An 18,668-nucleotide genomic window follows, 5' to 3' on the forward strand; every position below is an offset into this window, starting at 1 on the left:
GGCGGCGGGATCTCAGCCCTCGTCGTCCGGCTGCCGTACGTACCGCAGGACGCCCCACATGCTGCGCTCCAGCTCCTCGGTGGCGTCCTGCCACGCGTCCCGGCAGGCATCGAGCTCCTTGTGCAGGGCCTCGGCATCGATGCCCGAGCCGATCAGCACCAGCTGGGTCCTTCGCGGTTCGTCCCGGGCCCAGCGCTCCGGCACGAAGCGCAGGAACCCCCCGACGGCGTGCAGGGCGTACCGGTTGCCGGGGTCGCCCGCACCGAAGTCGGCGAATCCCTTGATCCGGTAGAGGCCCGCCGGCCTGGAGTCGAGGAACGCCATGAAGCGGCGTGGGCTGAGCGGCACGTCGGCGGTGAAGGAGACACTCTCGTACGCCGTGTGCAGGTGCTCCTCGTGCGTGCGGTCGGCCTCGGGGAGGAGGTCCTCGAACGTCAGCTGGCGGAACGAGTCGTCCTCGTCCGGCCGGAGAACGGGATCGAAGAGGAGCTCCGGGTCGATCCTGCCGTACACGGCGCGGACGACCGCCGCCCTGGCGCCCGCCGTCCCGGCCGTCTCCCGCACCGCCGCCAGTTCCGCGTCCGTGACCCGGTCGGTCTTGTTCAGGACGATCAGGTCCGCGGCCGCGAGGTGGCGGACGATCTCGGGGTGGCGCTCCCGTGTGGCGGGGAATTCGGCCGCGTCGACGACCTCGACCAGTCCCCCGTACCGGATGTACGGATTGTCGCTGGCCAGCAGCATCCGTACGAGTTCCTGGGGCTCGGCGAGACCGCTGGCCTCGATGACGATCACGTCCAGGCGGGCGGCGGGCCCGGTCAGCTTCTCCAGATAGGTGTCGAGCTCACTCGCGTCGACCGCGCAGCACAGACAGCCGTTGCCCAGCGAGACCGTCGACCCGACCTGCCCCGCGACGGTCATGGCGTCGATCTCGATGGCCCCGAAGTCGTTGACGATGACGCCGATCCTGTTGCCCGCCCTGTTGCGGAGCAGATGGTTGAGCAGAGTCGTCTTGCCGGATCCGAGGAACCCCGCCAGGACGACGACCGGGATCTGCGGGGCGTGGGGCGGGGTCAACGGGGCCTTCCTCGGGTCGTTCGGAGGTCAGAGTGCCGGTACGGGCTGCGGAGGCGGAGGCCCGGCGTAGCGGGCCTCCGGGCGGATGATCTTCGAGTCCTCCGCCTGCTCCAGGATATTGGCGCTCCAGCCGACCATGCGCGCGGCACAGAAGGTGGGCGTGAACATCTCTCGAGACCGGGGCGGCGCGGCTCCCGTCGTCGCGGACCATCTGCGGGCCGGCCGACGTGTGCCCGGGCTCGGCCACCGCCTGTACGAGAGCAAAAATCCGCGGGCGGTCGAGCTCTTCTCGCTGCTGGACGAGATCCCGCAGGCGGCACCGGCGGTGGCGGCGGCCCGTGACGTGGCCGCGACCACCGCACGCCACACACCTCTGCACGCCAACGTCGACCTGGCCCTGGCCGCCCTCTCGGTCACGTACGGCATGCCCGCCGAGACAGGTGAGACCGTGTTCGCCGTCTCCCGCACCGCGGGCTGGATCGCCCGCGCGATGGAGGAGTACGCGGAACGCCCGCTGCGCATGCGTCCCAGCGGGCAGTACACCTGCCCGCGCGCGCCTCAGCCGTCGCCTGCCCCGTAGGCGGCCTCCCCGGAGGGGGCGGGTCCTGCAATTTAGCTACAGCCGGCGGAAATTCTCACCGGGCCTACGGCCGGGGCGGGCGGGCCGTGGACCCACGGACGACCAGCTCCGGCTCGAAGAGGAGCTCGTCCGACGGCACGGCGTGCCCCCCGATCTGCACGGAGAGGAGCTCGACCGCGGCCCTGCCCATGGCCTCGATCGGCTGACGGACCGTGGTCAGCGGCGGCTCGGTGCAGTTCATGAACGCGGAGTCGTCGTAGCCGACGACGGAGACCTGCCCGGGCACCGACAGCCCGCGGCGGCGCGCCGCGCGCACCGCGCCCAGGGCCAGCGGGTCACTGGCGCAGATGATGCCCGTGATCCCCAGGTCGAGCAGTCGTGTCGCGGCGGCCTGGCCGCCCTCGATCGAGAACATGGCCCGTGACACGCACTCGTCCGGCACGGCGATCCCCGACCGGGCGGCGATGGCACGGGCGGCGGCGAGCTTGCGCTGCGAGGGCATGTGGTCGGCCGGGCCGAGGACGAAGCCGATCCGTTCGTGGCCGAGCGAGACGAGATGGCGCCAGGCCTGCTCGACGGCCACCGAGTCGTCGCACGAGACCGCGGGGAACCCGAGATGCGCGATCGCGGCGTTGATCAGGACCACCGGGATCTTGCGGTCGGCGAGCACCTTGTAGTGGTCGTGCGGGGCGTCGGCCTGGGCGTACAGACCACCGGCGAACACGACTCCGGACACCTGCTGCTGGAGGAGGAGTTCCACGTAGTCGGCCTCGGAGACCCCGCCCTTGGTCTGCGTGCAGAGCACCGGGGTCAGGCCCTGCTGTGCGAGCGCGCCGCCCACCACTTCGGCGAAGGCCGGGAAGATGGGGTTCTGCAGCTCGGGCAGAACGAGTCCGACGAGCCTTGCGCGCTCACCCCGGAGCTGTGTCGGGCGCTCGTAGCCGAGCACGTCCAGGGCGGAGAGAACGGCTTGGCGTGTGGCGTCGGAGACACCCGGCTTGCCGTTCAGCACGCGGCTGACCGTGGCCTCGCTGACTCCTACTTTCTGGGCAACCTGAGCAAGTCGTCGTGTCATGAACGCAAGATTAGCGCAAAAATCGCAAGAATATTACGTCGCGGTGGACACCCGTAGAACGCTCACGGGTGGAGGGCGTGAGGTCAAGAGCCCGGCCCGACCGGCCGTCGAAGGGTGATCGGCGGGAGACCGACGGAAGATCGGCAGGCGATCCGCGGGCGGGATTTCGGTGAGCGCGGATTGCCCCTTACCGTTCGTACGATGAGCGCCCCACGGACCACCCCACGGGGACCGCGCCGGTTCGGCTGGCCGCGGCGGGTCTTCTCGCAGGTCCTGCTGATGCAGCTGGCCATCATCACCGGCGTCACGGTCCTCGTCACAGGCCTCTTCCTGGCACCGCTCAGCGCCCAGCTCGACGACCAGGCGATGCGCCGCGCCCTGGCGATCGCACAGTCCACGGCGGCGCAGCCGCAGATCTCGGCGTCGCTGCTCACCACCGAACCGCGCCCGGGCGGCGCCGTCCAGTCCGCGACGGAGCGGATCAGGCGAGCGACCGGCGCGGAGTACGTCGTGGTCATGGACAAGCAGGGGGTGCGCTGGTCGCACACGGACTCCTCCCGCATCGGCGACGTCGTCTCCACCGACCCCAGTGCGGCGCTCGCCGGCAGGTCCGTGATGGAGATCGACAGCGGCACACTCGGACGCTCGGCGCGCGGCAAGGTGCCGCTGCTCGACGGATCGGACCGGGTCGTCGGTGCCGTCTCGGTGGGCATCGCCTACGACAGCGTCCGCGCCCGGCTCCTCGCCACGATCCCCGGGCTGCTCGCCTACGCGGGCGGGGCGCTGGCCGTGGGAGCCCTGGCCGCCTATCTGATCTCCCGCCGTCTCCAGCGGCAGACTCATGACCTGGCGTTCTCCGACATCTCGGCGCTGCTGACCGAGCGCGAGGCCATGCTCCACAGCATCCGTGAGGGCGTCGTCGCGCTCGACCGCACGGGGCGCATCAGACTCCTGAACGACGAGGCCCAGCGACTGCTGGGGCTCGGCCCCGAGGCCTCGGGCAAGCAGCTCGACGAGGCACTGGGCGAGGGGCGCACCACAGACGTGCTGGCCGGGCGGGTGGTCGGCGACGACCTGGTGACGGTCCGCGGCAACCGCGTGCTCCTCGCCAACCGGATGCCGACCGACGACGGTGGGGCCGTCGCCACACTGCGCGACCGTACGGAACTGGAGTACCTCGGCCGTGAACTCGACTCCACCCACGGTCTGATCGACGCCCTCCGCGCCCAGGACCACGAGCACGCCAACCGGCTTCACACGCTCCTGGGGCTGCTGGAACTGGGGATGCACGAGGAAGCGGTGGAGTTCGTCACGGAAGTCGTCGGGGTCCACCGGGCGACGGCCGAGCAGGTCACGGAGAAGGTCCACGACCCCCTGCTGGCCTCGCTCCTGGTCGGCAAGGCGACCGTGGCCGCCGAGCGCGGGGTCGCTCTGCGCATGGCGGCGGGCACCCTCCTGCCGGACCGGCTGGTGGACCCACGCGGCCTCGTCACGGTCCTCGGCAATCTGGTGGACAACGCGCTCGACGCGGCGGCGGGGACGCCCGACGCGCGGATCGAGGTCGGGCTGCGGGCCGAGGGCCGTACGGTGGAACTGCGGGTGCGCGACAGCGGCCCCGGGGTGCCGGCCGGTGATCACGAATCCATCTTCACGGAGGGCTGGTCGACCAAGGAACTCCCGGCCCACGGCAAGCGGGGCCTGGGACTGCCGCTGGTGCGGCGGCTCGCCGAGCGCCAAGGCGGCAGCGTGTCCGTGTCGAGCTCCTCGGAGGGCGGGGCGGTCTTCACCGTCGTCCTTCCGGAGGCGCTGGGCGGCCCGGAACGGCTGGGCGTTCCGGCGCCCGGCGGCCGGGAACGGCTCGGCTCCCCCACCACGGGCGGCCCGTCGGCCCCCGATCGGCCGACGACGTCAGGAGGCGCCCCGTGATCGAGGTACTGGTCGTGGACGACGACGTACGGGTCGCCCGGATCAACGCGGCCTATGTCGCCAAGGTGCCCGGATTCCGGGTGGCCGCCATGGCCCACTCCGCGGCAGAGGCTCTCGCGAGCATCGGGGAGGTGCCCGTCGACCTGATCCTGCTCGACCACTATCTGCCGGACCGCAACGGTCTGGCCGTGGTGCGCGAGCTGCGCGCCCTCGGGCATCACACCGACGTGATCATGGTGACGGCCGCCCGCGACGTGGCGACCGTCCAGGCGGCGATGCGCCACGGCGCCCTCCAGTACCTGGTGAAGCCGTTCGCGTACGCCGGACTGCGCACCAGACTGGAGGCGTACGCGGCGCTGCGCCGCACCTTCGAGAGCGGCGGCGAGGCCGAGCAGACGGAGGTGGACCGGCTGTTCGGGGCCTTGTGGGCCACGGGTGGGTCCGACCTCCCCAAGGGCCACTCGGCGACGACCGCGGAACTGGTCCGGCGGGCCCTGCGGGGCGCCGACGGGCCGCTCTCCGCCCAGGAGATCGCGGAGAGCGCAGGAATGAGCCGGCAGACGGCCCAGCGCTATCTGAAGCTGCTCGAACGCACGGGCCGCGTCCGGCTCACCCTCAGGTACGGCGAGACCGGCCGCCCCGAACACCGGTACGTCTGGGCGACCGGTTGACGGGGGCGCGGCCCCCGCTATGCCGCCCCTGCCCCGGTCAGCGACCGCACCTCCGTCTCCGCGTGCTTGGCCGGGTCCGGCGGTTCGGGAGAGGTGACCGTACCGGCCCAGCCGGCCAGGAAGCCCGCCGGAATCGATACGAGTCCCGGGTTCTCCAAGGGGAACAGGGCGAAGTCCACGCCGGGGAAGAGCGAGGTGGCACTCCCCGAGACGACCGGTGAGAGCAGGACGAGCAGGACGGCGGGAATCAGTCCGCCGTAGACGGCCCAGACCGCGCCCCGGGTGGTGAAATTCCGCCAGAACAACGAGTAGAGCAGCGCCGGGAGGTTGGCCGAGGCGGCGACCGCGAAGGCCAGCCCCACCAGGAACGCGACGTTCAGGTTCTGGGCGAGGAGGCCGAAACCGATGGCCACCACCCCGATGCCCGCGGCGGCCACCCGGGCCACGCCGACCTCGCTGCGCCGCACGGCACCCGGCCTGCGGAACGAGGCGTACAGGTCGTGGGCGACGGAGGCGGAGGAGGCGAGGGTGATCCCCGCGACCACGGCGAGGATCGTGGCGAAGGCGATGGCGGCGACGACGGCGAAGAGCACGGTGCCGCCCGTGGAGCCCTCACCACCTCCGAGGACGAGCGCCAGCAGCGGGACGGCCGTGTTCCCGGAGGCGTTGGACGCCCGGACGTCCGCGGATCCCACGAGCGCGGCGGCTCCGAATCCGAGCACGATGGTCATCAGGTAGAAGCTGCCGATGAGCCCGATGGACCAGACGACGGAGCGCCGGGCCGCACGGGCCGTGGGGACGGTGTAGAAACGCGACAGGATGTGCGGCAGCCCGGCCGTGCCGAGGACGAGCGCCAGTCCGAGGCTGATGAAGTCGAGCCGCGCCGTCCAGCTCCCGCCGTACCTGAGGCCGGGCGAGAGGAAGTCCTTTCCGTGGCCGCTGCGTTCGGCGGCGGAGGTCAGCAGGGCGTTGAGGTCGCCGTGGAAGCGGAGAAGGACGAGCACGGTGAGCGCGACGGCGCCGGCCATCAGCAGGACCGCCTTGACGATCTGGATCCAGGTCGTGGCGCGCATGCCGCCGAGCGACACGTAGACCACCATCAGCGCTCCGACCCCGACCACCGTCCATGACCGGGCGGTGTCGCTCGTGCCGCCGAGCAGCAGCGCGACGAGGCTCCCCGCACCCACCATCTGGGCGACCAGATAGAGCACCGATACGGTGACCGACGAGGTGCCGAGAGCCGTGCGCACCGGGCGCTCCGCCATCCGGGCGGCGACCACGTCGGCCAGCGTGAAGCGCCCGCAGTTGCGCACGAGTTCGGCGACCAGGAGCAGCACGACGAGCCAGGCGACGAGGAATCCGACGGAGTAGAGCATGCCGTCGTAGCCGAACAGGGCGATCAGCCCCGAGATGCCGAGGAAGGACGCCGCGGACATGTAGTCACCGGCGATGGCGAATCCGTTCTCCATGGGGGAGAGCAGCCGTCCGCCGGCGTAGAACTCCTCGGCGGACCCCTGTCGGTTGCGGCCGACCCAGGTGGTGATGCCGAGCGTCACGGCGACGAACACGCTGAACAGCAGCAGCGCCAGCGTCTGGTGGTCCCCCCTCACCGGCCGATCCCTCTTGTCATCTCCTGGGTGTCCCACCGCAGTTCCAGAGCGGCGCGGTCCCGGTGCAGACGCGCGTGACGGGCGTACGCCCAGGTGAGCAGGAACGTGGTGAGGAACTGTCCGAGTCCGGCGACCATGGCCACGTTGAGCGCGCCGGCGACGGGACGCGCCATGAGGTCGTGGGCGGTGGTGGCCGCGACGACATAGGCCAGGTACCAGAGCAGGAAGGCGACCGCGGCGGGGACCACGAACCGCCGGTAGCGACGGCGCACTTCGCGGAAGGCAGGGCTGTTCTGCACCTCCAGGTAGATCTCTGCCGCGCTCGGCGCCTGCTCGTCCGACCGGGACCGTCCGTCGGACGCGACCGCGCCCACACCGTCCGGCTCGCCCCACGCCGTGCCCGGCGCCTCGCACCACGGGTCGTCGAGCCGCGTCGCCGCGACACCCGGCCCTGCTTCCTTCTCCACCGACAACTCCCTTGTCCACGAGCCTTTTCGGCCGCGTAGCCAAGAATGGGCAGACCGGGAAGATCCCGGGCACTTCATTCGCCGTGCTTCACCTTTTCAGGTGACGGAAGTGCCGGGTGGGTGCGCGACTCCCCCTCCGTAGGCGTGGCGTGCGATCCCGGCGTCGGACAGTCCGTCCGCAGTGAGCGCCGGGGTCTCTGCGCAAGCGCGTCGGCAGGGGACCGGCTCAGAGGCCGCCCGCGGGCGGAGGAAGCCCTCCATCCACGGGCGGCGGGGCTCAGACGTCGATGCGCGAGCGGTCCAGGGTCGCGGCGGAGCTGGTGATGAACTCCTTGCGGGGCGCGACCTCGTTGCCCATCAGCAGGTCGAAGACCTGCTCGGAGGACTCCAGGTCACCGATGTTGATCCTGCGCAGGGTGCGGTGGCGGGGGTCCATCGTGGTTTCCGCGAGCTGGTCCGCGTCCATCTCGCCGAGGCCCTTGTACCGCTGGATCGAGTCCTTGAACCGGACGTTCTTACGCTGCAGCTCCAGCAGGGTCTGCCGGAGCTCGTTGTCGGAGTAGGTGTAGATGTACTTGTCCTGGCCCTTCTTCGGCTGGACGAGCTCGATCCGGTGCAGCGGGGGCACGGCCGCGAAGACCCGCCCGGCCTCGACCATCGGCCGCATGTAGCGCTGGAAGAGCGTGAGCAGCAGGGTGCGGATGTGCGAACCGTCGACATCGGCGTCCGTCATCATGATGACCTTGCCGTAGCGTGCCGTGTCGATGTCGAAGGTACGGCCGGAGCCTGCTCCTATGACCTGGATGATGGCTCCGCACTCGGCGTTCTTGAGCATGTCCGAGACGGACGACTTCTGGACGTTGAGGATCTTCCCGCGGATCGGCAGCAGCGCCTGGAACTCACTGTTGCGGGCCAGCTTCGCGGTGCCGAGGGCCGAGTCGCCCTCCACGATGAAGAGCTCGCTGCGCTCCACGTCGTCGCTCCGGCAGTCCGCGAGCTTCGCGGGCAGCGAGGAGGACTCGAGCGCGGTCTTGCGGCGCTGCGCGTCCTTGTGCTGGCGGGCGGCGATGCGGGTGCGCGCGGCGGCCACCGCCTTGTCCAGGACCGCCCTGGCCTGAGCCTTGGCGTCGCGCTTGGTCGACGTCAGGAACGCCTTGAGCTCCTTGGCGACCACGTTGGCCACGATCCGGTTGGCGGCCGAGGTGCCCAGCACCTCCTTGGTCTGCCCTTCGAACTGCGGCTCCGCGAGCCGTACGGTGACGACCGCGGTCAGGCCCTCCAGGGCGTCGTCCTTGACGATGTCGTCCTCGGCGACCCGCAGCACCTTGGCGGAGCGCAGGACCTCGTTCACCGTCTTCGTGAGTGAGCGCTCGAAGCCGCTGACATGGGTGCCGCCCTTGGGGGTGGCGATGATGTTGACGAAGGACTTGAGGTTGGTGTCGTAGCCGGTGCCCCAGCGCAGGGCGATGTCCACACCCAGCTCACGGGTGACCTCGGTCGCCGTCATGTGTCCCCGGTCGTCCAGGACCGGCACGGTCTCCTTGAAGGTTCCCGTACCGCTGAGGCGCTGCACGTCACAGACGGCCTTGTCCTGCGCCAGGTACTCGCAGAACTCGCTGATTCCGCCGTCGAAGCGGAAGGTCTCCTCCGTCTTGCCCTCGCCGTCGATGCCGCGCTCGTCACGGACGACGATGGTGAGGCCGGGCACGAGGAACGCGGTCTGGCGTGCCCGCTGGTACAGCGTCTCCAGGTTGAGCTTCGCGTCCTTGAGGAAGATCTGGCGGTCCGCCCAGTACCGCACCCGGGTACCCGTACGCGTCTTGGGGACGCGCTTGCCCTTGCGGAGGCCGTTGGCCGGGTCGAAGGGGCTGTCCGGCCCCTGCTCGGTGAACATGCCGGGGACACCGCGCCGGAAGCTGATGGAGTGGGTGGCGCTGTTGCGGTCCACCTCCACGTCCAGCCGTGCGGAGAGCGCGTTCACGACCGAGGCGCCGACGCCATGCAGGCCGCCGGACGCCGCGTAGGAACCGCCGCCGAACTTTCCGCCGGCGTGCAGCTTGGTCATGACGACCTCGATGCCGGAGAGCCCGGTCTTGGGCTCCACGTCGACCGGGATGCCCCGGCCGTTGTCGCGCACCTCGACGGAGGAGTCGTCGTGGAGGATGACCTCGATGTTGTCGCAGTAACCGCCGAGAGCCTCGTCGACCGAGTTGTCGATGATCTCCCAGAGGCAGTGCATCAGTCCGCGGCTGTCCGTGGACCCGATGTACATCCCGGGGCGCTTACGGACCGCTTCGAGCCCCTCGAGGACGAGAAGGTGCCGCGCGGTGTAGTTGGAGCTGTCCCTGTCTGAGCCGCCTGCTCCGGTCAGCAGCGCAGTGGACGGCACGGAATCGGCGGTCACGCGGTTCGCTCCTCGCTGAATTTCATGTGGGGCCCGGTGGGTATCGGGCTCGGCCTCGGTAGCCGCTGAGAGCCTACCGAGGCCTGGTAGAGCGGTTGTAACGCCACCCAGGGGGAATCCTTATGCTAGTCCAGCCTCGCATAGGCGTTCGATCATTCGTTAGGGTGACGTGCACATCACGTTCCCTTCGAGGCATGAACCATTTAGGCTCCGGGCACGTCCTCATGAACAACCGGCAAGCCAGCCGGCGGACCGGCCCACACAAGCAACGCGAAACCGTAGCGCTACGCAATACGGCACATTCGCCGCCAACCGGCAACAGACAGCCATCCTGAGAAGAAGTTTCGAAGAAATGCCACGAGCGGGAACGTTTTCGGCCTGGTTGGATGTTGACCCTGGTACGACAGCTCGTCGAGCTAGAGAAGAGGCGACGTGACTACTGTTCTGACCCCCGCGAGCCCGCTGACCGCAGCAGACCGCTGTGACCGTTGCGGCGCCCAGGCCTATCTGCGCGTCGTCCTGATCAGCGGCGGTGAACTGCTCTTCTGCGCCCACCACGGGCGTAAGTTCGAGCCGGAACTCAAGAAGATCGCCGCGGAAATACAGGATGAGACAGATCGGCTCACTGCCGTCCAGGCAAGTGCCGCCGACGAGGATCAACACTGACACCTCGCATCCACGACGAGCTATGGGCACGGTCCAGGACCGGCCGACGGGCGGCCTCCCCTCGGGGAAAGCCGCCCGTTCTCATACGCTCCGACGTGAGGCGCGGTGATCGCCGTGGTGCGCTCCCGGCTGCTCAGTTCCCCTCGGCCATCCACCGGATCGCCGAGGACACCCGGGTGTACACCCCGGGGCTGCCGGGGCTCCCGCAGCCACTGCCCCACGAGACCAGCCCGATGAGGCGCCCACGGGCCACCAGCGGGCCTCCGCTGTCCCCCTGGCATGCATCCCGCCCGCCCGCGGTGTCACCGGCGCAGAGCATCGACGAGGCGTCGTACGCGCCCTGCGTGCCGCCGGGGTAGGCCCGGGCGCAGTCGGTGTCCGCCAGTACCCGAACCGTGGCCGCGCGCAGCCCTGAGGCGTAGGCGCCGTACCCGGTGGTGTCCCCCCAGCCGTACACGGCCGCCTCGGTGCCCGGCTCGTACGCCGCGTTCCCCGCTCCGGCCATCGGTATGACGCTGTCCTGGGGCAGCGTCCGGTCCAGAGTGAGGACCGCCAGGTCCGCGGCGTTCGTGTGCGGGTCGTACCCGGGATTGACCCATGTCGAGCGCACGGAGATCTCCTGACCGCCCGGACCGCTCAGCTCGTCCCGTCCGGCGATGACCCTCAGATCCTGGACGTCCGCGACGGCGGCGCCCAGCACGTCCTCCCTGAGGCAGTGTGCCGCCGTCAGCACCTTGGTGGGTGCGACCGCCACTCCCCCGCAGAACTGTCCCGCGCGGGTTCCTCCGAACCGGTCACGGCTCGACAGGGCCACGGCCCACGGGCTGTCCGCGACGGCCACCGGCCTCCCGCCCACGATGACGCTGTCCGCCGCGGCGGGCGCCGGGGGGCCGAAGGGTATGAGCGCCGCCGCGACCGCAAGGGCGAACGCGGCGGGAAGGACACGGACGAGAAGGCGGGGCATGGAGACTCCTGACGCCGAGGTGAACAGTGCCCACTCAGCGTCATCCGCCCCGGTGCCGACCGCATGCGCACATGCGCCGGGCCCGGAACCTGTAAGGGTTCCGGGCCCGGCCCATGTCTGTCCGCGATCTAGTCGAGGTAGTCGCGCAGGACCTGCGAGCGCGACGGGTGGCGCAGCTTCGACATCGTCTTGGACTCGATCTGGCGGATGCGCTCACGCGTCACCCCGTAGACCTTGCCGATCTCGTCCAGCGTCTTCGGCTGGCCGTCGGTGAGACCGAAGCGCATCGAGACGACGCCCGCCTCACGCTCGGAGAGTGTGTCGAGCACGGAGTGCAGCTGCTCCTGGAGCAGCGTGAAGCTCACCGCGTCCGCCGGCACGACCGCCTCGGAGTCCTCGATCAGGTCTCCGAACTCGCTGTCCCCGTCCTCACCCAGCGGGGTGTGGAGGGAGATCGGCTCGCGACCGTACTTCTGGACCTCGATGACCTTTTCGGGGGTCATGTCGAGCTCCTTGGCCAGCTCCTCCGGGGTGGGCTCACGGCCCAGGTCCTGGAGCATCTGGCGCTGCACCCGCGCGAGCTTGTTGATGACCTCGACCATGTGCACCGGGATACGGATGGTGCGGGCCTGGTCGGCCATGGCGCGGGTGATCGCCTGGCGGATCCACCATGTGGCGTACGTGGAGAACTTGTAACCCTTGGTGTAGTCGAACTTCTCGACCGCGCGGATCAGGCCGAGGTTGCCCTCCTGGATGAGGTCCAGGAAGAGCATGCCGCGGCCGGTGTAGCGCTTGGCCAGCGAGACCACGAGCCGGAGGTTGGCCTCCAGCAGGTGGTTCTTGGCGCGGCGGCCGTCCTCGGCGATGATCTCCAGCTCGCGCTTGAGCTTCGGCGCGAGCTTGTCGGAGTTCGCGAGCTTGTCCTCGGCGAAGAGGCCGGCCTCGATGCGCTTGGCGAGCTCGACCTCCTGCTCGGCGTTGAGGAGGGGGACCTTGCCGATCTGCTTCAGGTAGTCCTTGACCGGGTCGGCCGTGGCGCCGGCGACGGCCACCTGCTGCGCAGGCGCGTCGTCCTCGTCGTCGTCGGAGAGGACGAAGCCCTTGTTCTCGCCCTCGCCCTCCTCTTCCTCGCCCTTGCCGGCCTTGACTTCCTCGACCGCCTCGTCACCGTCGAGGAGCTCGTCGTCCTGCTTGCCGGACTTCTTGGCGGCGGTCTTCTTGACCGCGGTCTTCTTCGCGGCTGTCTTCTTGGCGACCGTCTTCTTGGCCGCTGTCTTCTTCGCAGGAGCGGCCACGGCGGCGTCGTCGGCCGCCGCGTCCGCGCTCTGGGCCGCCGGGGCGGCAGATGCCGCGACGGTCCGCGTCACGGCTGTCTTGGCCGCGACGGTCTTGGTGGCGGTGCGCTTGACCGGGCTCTTCGCTGCGACGCTCTTGCGGGCGCGCTTAGGCGACTCCGCGGCACTGACCATCAGCGTCACACCCTCTTCCTCGAGGATCTGGTTGAGGCTGCGCAGAACGTTCTTCCACTGGGTTGGCGGAATCTGGTCAGCCTCGAAGGCCCGACGCACGTCATCGCCGGCGATCTGCCCATCAGCCTTTCCCCGCTCGATGAGCGCCATCACAGACTCGGACTCGGCGATCTCCGGCGGGAGCGTACGGGATGTGCTGGCCGACACGAACAACCTCTCGGAACGATGGAAACGGCTTCCGGCCCGGCCCTGGAGAGGGCTGGAACCGACGACCGCCGGCTGGGGATGTCGCCGACGGCGCGGGTTTGGCCTCAGAACTGCACAGCGCACTGTGTGGCTGCTGTATTCCTTCCGCGGCGGTCACCTCTTAAGTCATCGCACTGTTCCGAGGAGTGTTACGCCCAATTCGCGTGGCCCCAGTCACACCTCATTCGCGACAAACTGACCCAGAGGTCATATCTCCGCACGAACCTGCCGCCGGACCGCCAGGCCCCGGCCGCACGTGGTCCGCATACCCCGGCCCAGCGGTGTTCAGTGCTCGCGAGGCGCGGGAACCACCCGCTCGCCATCGGTGTGGCCGACCAGCAGCTGTCGCATGGCGGCCTCGGCGTCGGCGGAGTCGCCCGACGCGAGCGCTTCCACGATCCGTGCGTGGTGGCCGAGGGACGCCTCGGCGGGCCGGTCACAGCCGGTGACGGGTCCGCCCGAGACATGCAGGGCGGCCGACACGATTCCGGAGAGGTGTTCGAGCATGCGGTTGCCCGCCGCCTGGATCAGCAGGGCGTGGAACTCCGCGTCCGCCCTGGAGAACGTGATGGTGTCACCCTGCCCCATCGCGTGCCCCATGATCTCGATCATGTCGCCGAGGCGCTGCTGAATGTCCTCGCGCCCGTGGCCGGCGGCCAGCCGGGCGGCCAGCGGCTCGATGGTCCAGCGGAGGTCCTCCAGCTCGCGGCGCTGGTCGTCACGCTGTGGGCCGAAGGCGCGCCATTCGATGATGTCCGGGTCCAGCAGGTTCCAGTCGCTGACCGGGCGGACCCGCGTACCCACGTTGGGCCGGGCACTCACGAGGCCCTTGGCCTCGAGTACGCGCAGGGACTCCCTCACAACGGTGCGGGATACCTCGAATCGCTGGCCGATCTCCTCCGGAACGAGCGGCCGGTCGGCCCCGAGATCACCGGAAACGATCATCTGACCGAGCTGCTGGACCAGTTGGCCGTGAAGTCCACGGCCGCGGCTGGCCGTGCCGCGTCGGCCCGCCCGCCCCAGTTCGGATTCGGCACCACCCCAGGAACGGAGGGCGGCACGCTCGCCGGCCGGCGCCTCCGTGTACGGGTAGCGGTCGAGTTCGCCCGGGCCGGCGAGGCCGGAGTCGGCGGAGCGGGCGGCGGTCATCATGGTGTGCGCAAGGGTACTCACGCATCCTTTGTCGGCGCGGCTCACCCGCCCCTTGAGGTCTTTGCTGAAAAGCACACGAAAGGGTGATCGGCACCCGTCCCGCAATTGACGCGTTATCGGTAGAAATCGCATCCTTTCAGGAGAGTTGCCCGTGGGCGACCGCCGAGGCCGAGCGAAACGATCACCAACGGGCTCTCCCTCGAAGGCTGGTGAACACATACGCGCAGATCAAGGCAGACAACGACAGGGAAAGCGCCAGCCCCACCGGTTGGGCCACGAGCCGCACCGCGGCCATGGCCCAGCGGTCCGTCTCGTACGGCCACTGTGCCCAGCCCAGTTCACGCAGTCGGCCCGGCAGTCCTGTGATCGAACGCGCGGACGGTCCCGCGAGGAGCTTCTGCATCAGCGGCACGACAAGGACGGGGACCGCCAGCACGGCGGCGACTCCGGCAGCGGTCAGCCGGAACACGCCGGCCCCCAGCAGGCCGGCCCAGGCACACCCGACCGCCAGGCCCGCCCAACTGGCGGCGAGCTGCGGAGCGTTCTCCGGCACGGCCACCAAGTCGCCGCCGTACACGAGGCGCAGGGCTTCGGCGTCCGCCAGTACGGAGAGCAGGGCGAGCAGCAGCGCGACGCCCGCCGAGACCACGAGTTTGGCGACCAGGAGTCCGAGACGGCGCGGGACCGTCCCCCGCCCGGCGGCGAGCGCCGGGTAGCGGAACTCGTCGCCGAAGGAGAGGGCGCCCAGCAGTCCGGCCGCGAACGCGGCGGGCGGAAGCGGCAGCAGGTCCGGCCAGGCCACCAGCAGATCCGGCAGAGGTGTCCTCCCGGAGCGGGCCAGCAGCACGGAGAGGGCCGCCGACACGACCAGAACGGCCGCCATGATCAGGACGGTTGTCCTGACGCCGAAGAGGCGGCGCAGCTCGTACCGCAGAGGCCGGAGCGGGCCACGGGCCGGGCGTACGGGAATCGGAGGCGGCAGGCGCGAGATCGCCACGGCCGAGGCGGGCCCCGGCAGGACGGCCACCGGCGGAGCGCCGCCCGGCCCCCCGGCCGGGGCGGCCACCGGGCCCGCGTCCCCGGTCTCGTCGGCGAGTTGATGGACGGGGAGGCCGTGCCGGTACGCCGTGTCCCCGACCTCCGCGCAGCTGCTGCCGTACACCGAGAGCCGGCTGCCGTCCTCGGCGACCACCTCGACGGAGCGCTGGGCGGCACGGGCTTCGCGGCTCATCACCGCGGCCAGCCGGGACGCGTGCGGAGTCCGCACCGCGACCCGGGGCCGCAGACGGGTGCGGGAGAAGTCGGCGACCGCTTGATCGGCGACGAGGCGCCCGCCGTCGATGGTGACCACGCGGTCGGCCGCACGAGCGGCCTCCTTCGGGTCGCCGGTGGTGTGCAGGACCGTGCCCCCCTCGGCCGCGTGCGCGCGGAGCAGGCCGTGGAGCCAGCTCCTCTCGCGGGGCGAGAGGCCCTCGGTCGGCTCGTCCAGCACGAGCGTATGGGGGTCGCCGAGCAGCGCCGAGGCAAGGCCGAGCCGCCGGTCCATGCCGGCCGAGAGGGTGCCGATCCGCTGGTCCCCCAGCCCTGTGAGGCCCACCACTTCGAGCAGTTCGTCCGCCCGGGAGGCGGGGACTCCCGCCGCGGCACAGAGCATGCGGAGCTGACCACGCGCGGTGCGCGCAGGATGCCCCGGCACGTCCCCCAGCAGCACCCCGACCTCGCGGGCGGGATGGCCGATGCGGTGCAGCGGTCGGCCCTTGAAGTAGGTGACGCCCCTGCCTGCTTCGAGCTCGAGCATCAGCCGGAGGGCGGTGGTCTTGCCGGAGCCGGGAGCGCCGAGGAGCGCGGTGACGCTGCCGGGCGGGGCTTCGAAGGTCAGGTCGTCCACGACGGGCGGACGGTCGCGGTGGGGGGCGCTGGTGAGTCCGATGGCCTGGAGCATCGCTTCTCTCGCTGAGGGTGAGACCGCTCGGCGGCAGGGTGGATTACCCGAGCAAGATAACGCGACATTTAGGACTTTTTGCGCATCGGTGCTTCTATGGGCGTTCCGCAGGTGCGGGCAGCCCGGAGCCGCGGTGCGCGCGGCTCGCCGCGGTGCGGGCCCGCCTCAGACTTCCGGCCTCAGCATCGGAGGGTTGAGCACCGTCGCCGCCCCCGCCCGGAACAGTTGTGCGGGCCGGCCCCCCTGCCGTGTGGTCGTCCCGCCGGACGGCACCAGGAAGCCGGGCGTGCCCGTGACCTTGCGGTGGAAGTTCCGGGGGTCGAGGACCACACCCCACACCGCTTCGTACACCCTGCGCAGCTCCCCGACCGTGAACTCCGGCGGGCAGAAAGCCGTGGCCAGCGAGGAGTACTCGATCTTCGAGCGGGCCCGCTCCACCCCGTCGTCGAGGATCCTCGCGTGATCGAAGGCCAGCGGGGCGGACTTCTCGCCGTCGCGGGCGAAGCCGCCCCCTGGCCCGAGCAGGTCCTCGACCGGTGCCCAGCGGGCACTGTTCGCGTCCCCGCCCGCGCGCGGAGCCGGGAGGTCGGGCGCGAGCGCGAGGTGGGCGACGCTGACGACCCTCATCCGGGGGTCCCGCCCCGGGTCCCCGTAGGTCGCGAGCTGTTCGAGATGGGCGCCGTTCCCGACAGCGGGGGCGGACGGATCGTGCGCGCAGAGCCCGGTCTCCTCGACGAGTTCACGCGCTGCCGCAGCAGCGAGGTCCTCATCGGTCCTGACGAATCCGCCGGGCAGCGCCCACCGCCCCTGGAACGGCGATTCGCCACGGCGCACCACCAACGCACAGAGGGCGTGACGTCGCACCGTGAGGACAACCAGGTCGACGGTGACTGCGAAGGGCGGGAAGGTCGACGGGTCGTAGGGCGGCATGCGGAAATCATAGTCGTCTTCCTGACGATAAACACTCCCTTCGCCACACCGGTTCCGCACCCGGTCCCGGCCGCCTCTCTCCGTGAAACACCCGGCGGGATCTTCCGTCAGCCCGGGGCAGGGAACATCAGTCGCGGCTCCTGGCACCACGCTGCCCCAGCCGTCGGCCGGCGTCACGGGCCCGGCCCCGGCTCATGGACGAGCCCGGGCGGGAGGCGGCGGCACCCGGTGCAGGCCGTCCCGTCGCCCTCCGTTCACGCCGGGTGGCCTGAGCGCGCGGCGCCCGGACCTCGGTCTGTCGCTCCGGGCGGCGCCCGCTGCCGCGCTCCTGCGGGGCGGCGGCGCCTCCCCTCTCGCGCAGCGTGCGTTCCCCCCGGAGACAGCGGCGCAGCGTCTCCGGATCCAGTCCTTGATTGCACGCCTGGTGCAGCAGTTGAGCGAAGGTGTAGTCGGGGTCCGCCCGCAGAGCGAGTCCCAGTGCCACCCTGGCGCCCGCCTCGTCGCCGGTGGACCACGAGACCCAGCCGGCCAGCGTGAGCGGCGCCGCGGCGTGTTCCACGTACGGCCCGACACACCGACGGGCGAGGGCGCGCCACAGCCGGAGTGCCGTCTCCGCCGCGGGGCCCTCCATCCACTCGGCGGCCCGGTCCCTGGTCTCGCGGTCCTGGAGGCCCAGGATCACCGCCGCCGCCTCGTCGGGTGCGATCAGGACGTCGTCACCGCCGTCCGTCCACGCCGAGCCCGAGGGTGGTGCGTTGCCCATGCGTTCCATGAGGTCCCGCGCGAGCGCGAGAGTCTCCCGCGCCACCTCCCCGCGCCCGTCGGCGTCGAGGATGCGGGAGACGAGGACGGCACCCGCCGAGTCCAGGGCCCGCTCCTGCTCCTGCGCCGCCGCGGAGTCCCACGGCACCAACCGCGCCTCCATGTCCCGCAGCGATCCACGCACCTGGACACCCGCGTACGCGGCTGCGGCTGCCATCACCGTGGTGCCCGGGAGCGCCAGCGGGTTGCCCTCGGGCGGACAGCAGCGGTCGTCGGGGCAGCAGTACGACCAGTAGCGGCCGTCGGAGATGCAGAGCGCTTCGAGGACGGGCACGTCGAGTGCCCCGCAGGCGGTGCGCAGTCGCTGGGCGAGCGGCCTCAGCCGCTCCATGGTCTGCGGGGCGGTCTCTCCCTCCGCCGGATCCTGGCAGAGGAAGACGACGATCGCGTCCGGGCGGGATTCATGCCTCTCGCTTCCCACGATCAGGCTTCGCGCCAGCTGGTCGGCGACCGGCGCCCACTCCTCCGGTTCCCGCGGGATGCCCAGCCTGAGCCGGCCGCCGAAGCGGCCACGGCCACCGTGCAGGGCCACCATGACCACGCTGTCGTTCGGATGGAAGCCCATCAGATACGGAAGGGCGTCGGCGAGCTCGGCGGGACCCCGCAGAGTGACCTGCTGGGCATCGGACGGTCCGGTGGTTTCGTCGTGCTTGTTCATGGCATGACCGTC

The 18,668-nt window shown here is 70.7% G+C and carries 14 protein-coding genes and 2 pseudogenes; 4 read left to right on the forward strand and 12 right to left on the reverse strand.

The window, feature by feature from the left end; genetic code table 11:
* Positions 1 to 12: 12 nt before the first annotated feature.
* Both ACZ32T_RS30460 and ACZ32T_RS30465 read right to left on the reverse strand, forming a co-directional pair.
* Positions 13 to 1,074: a CobW family GTP-binding protein gene (locus ACZ32T_RS30460; protein WP_467370232.1), complete on the reverse strand. Its 1,062-nt coding sequence runs from the start codon at positions 1,072 to 1,074 to the stop codon at positions 13 to 15.
* Between the two features lie 27 nt (positions 1,075 to 1,101).
* Positions 1,102 to 1,248 (reverse strand): annotated as a pseudogene (locus ACZ32T_RS30465) (citrate/2-methylcitrate synthase); the annotation flags it as partial.
* Between the two features lies 1 nt (position 1,249).
* Here ACZ32T_RS30465 and ACZ32T_RS30470 point away from each other — a divergent pair.
* A pseudogene (locus tag ACZ32T_RS30470) lies at positions 1,250 to 1,654 on the forward strand (citrate/2-methylcitrate synthase); the annotation flags it as partial.
* 64 nt (positions 1,655 to 1,718) lie between these two features.
* Here the strand turns inward: ACZ32T_RS30470 and ACZ32T_RS30475 are convergent.
* Entirely contained in the window at positions 1,719 to 2,729 is a 1,011-nt protein-coding gene (locus ACZ32T_RS30475; RefSeq protein WP_467270384.1) for a LacI family DNA-binding transcriptional regulator, read from the reverse strand.
* Between the two features lie 201 nt (positions 2,730 to 2,930).
* Here ACZ32T_RS30475 and ACZ32T_RS30480 point away from each other — a divergent pair, with 201 nt between their 5' ends.
* Positions 2,931 to 4,655 (forward strand): ATP-binding protein, encoded by a 1,725-nt coding sequence (locus tag ACZ32T_RS30480; RefSeq protein ID WP_467370235.1) that lies wholly within the window; start codon positions 2,931 to 2,933, stop codon positions 4,653 to 4,655.
* Positions 4,652 to 5,326 carry a response regulator gene (locus ACZ32T_RS30485; RefSeq protein WP_467270387.1) on the forward strand — a complete coding sequence of 225 codons (675 nt, stop codon included), beginning with the start codon at positions 4,652 to 4,654 and terminating at the stop codon, positions 5,324 to 5,326. The genes ACZ32T_RS30480 and ACZ32T_RS30485 overlap by 4 nt, the downstream gene beginning before the upstream one ends.
* Before the next feature lie 17 nt (positions 5,327 to 5,343).
* On the opposite strand, the gene ACZ32T_RS30490 is transcribed toward ACZ32T_RS30485, so the two are convergent.
* The 3 genes from ACZ32T_RS30490 to ACZ32T_RS30500 all read right to left on the reverse strand — a co-directional run bounded on the left by ACZ32T_RS30490 (position 5,344) and on the right by ACZ32T_RS30500 (position 9,807).
* Positions 5,344 to 6,936: a solute symporter family protein gene (locus ACZ32T_RS30490; RefSeq protein ID WP_467370239.1), complete on the reverse strand. Its 1,593-nt coding sequence runs from the start codon at positions 6,934 to 6,936 to the stop codon at positions 5,344 to 5,346.
* Positions 6,933 to 7,403 (reverse strand): DUF485 domain-containing protein, encoded by a 471-nt coding sequence (locus ACZ32T_RS30495; RefSeq protein WP_467270391.1) that lies wholly within the window; start codon positions 7,401 to 7,403, stop codon positions 6,933 to 6,935. The genes ACZ32T_RS30490 and ACZ32T_RS30495 overlap by 4 nt, the downstream gene beginning before the upstream one ends.
* 277 nt (positions 7,404 to 7,680) lie before the next feature.
* A complete protein-coding gene (locus ACZ32T_RS30500) occupies positions 7,681 to 9,807 on the reverse strand; it encodes a DNA gyrase/topoisomerase IV subunit B (RefSeq protein WP_467370242.1) in 2,127 nt (708 codons plus the stop codon).
* Positions 9,808 to 10,239: 432 nt separating this feature from the next.
* On the opposite strand from ACZ32T_RS30500, the gene ACZ32T_RS30505 reads away from it, so the two are divergent.
* Entirely contained in the window at positions 10,240 to 10,473 is a 234-nt protein-coding gene (locus ACZ32T_RS30505) for a DUF7455 domain-containing protein (RefSeq protein WP_104789587.1), read from the forward strand.
* Positions 10,474 to 10,606: 133 nt separating this feature from the next.
* On the opposite strand, the gene ACZ32T_RS30510 is transcribed toward ACZ32T_RS30505, so the two are convergent.
* The 6 genes from ACZ32T_RS30510 to ACZ32T_RS30535 all read right to left on the reverse strand — a co-directional run bounded on the left by ACZ32T_RS30510 (position 10,607) and on the right by ACZ32T_RS30535 (position 18,656).
* On the reverse strand, positions 10,607 to 11,437 hold the full coding sequence (locus ACZ32T_RS30510; protein WP_467370244.1) for a S1 family peptidase: 831 nt from the start codon (positions 11,435 to 11,437) through the stop codon (positions 10,607 to 10,609).
* A gap of 128 nt (positions 11,438 to 11,565) precedes the next feature.
* On the reverse strand, positions 11,566 to 13,113 hold the full coding sequence (locus ACZ32T_RS30515) for an RNA polymerase sigma factor (protein WP_467270397.1): 1,548 nt from the start codon (positions 13,111 to 13,113) through the stop codon (positions 11,566 to 11,568).
* A 324-nt stretch (positions 13,114 to 13,437) separates the two neighbouring features.
* Positions 13,438 to 14,325, reverse strand: a complete 888-nt coding sequence (locus tag ACZ32T_RS30520) for a FadR/GntR family transcriptional regulator (protein ID WP_467270398.1) — start codon at positions 14,323 to 14,325, stop codon at positions 13,438 to 13,440.
* A gap of 160 nt (positions 14,326 to 14,485) precedes the next feature.
* Positions 14,486 to 16,246, reverse strand: coding sequence for an ABC transporter ATP-binding protein (locus ACZ32T_RS30525; protein WP_467370247.1), 1,761 nt, complete (start codon positions 16,244 to 16,246; stop codon positions 14,486 to 14,488).
* A gap of 165 nt (positions 16,247 to 16,411) precedes the next feature.
* Entirely contained in the window at positions 16,412 to 17,176 is a 765-nt protein-coding gene (locus ACZ32T_RS30530; protein WP_467270402.1) for an NUDIX hydrolase, read from the reverse strand.
* Positions 17,177 to 17,303: 127 nt separating this feature from the next.
* Complete coding sequence (locus ACZ32T_RS30535) at positions 17,304 to 18,656, reverse strand: DUF4192 domain-containing protein (RefSeq protein ID WP_467370249.1); 1,353 nt, start codon at positions 18,654 to 18,656, stop codon at positions 17,304 to 17,306.
* Between the last annotated feature and the right edge of the window lie 12 nt (positions 18,657 to 18,668).

The sequence above is a fragment of the Streptomyces sp. NPDC023573 genome (assembly GCF_055559735.1).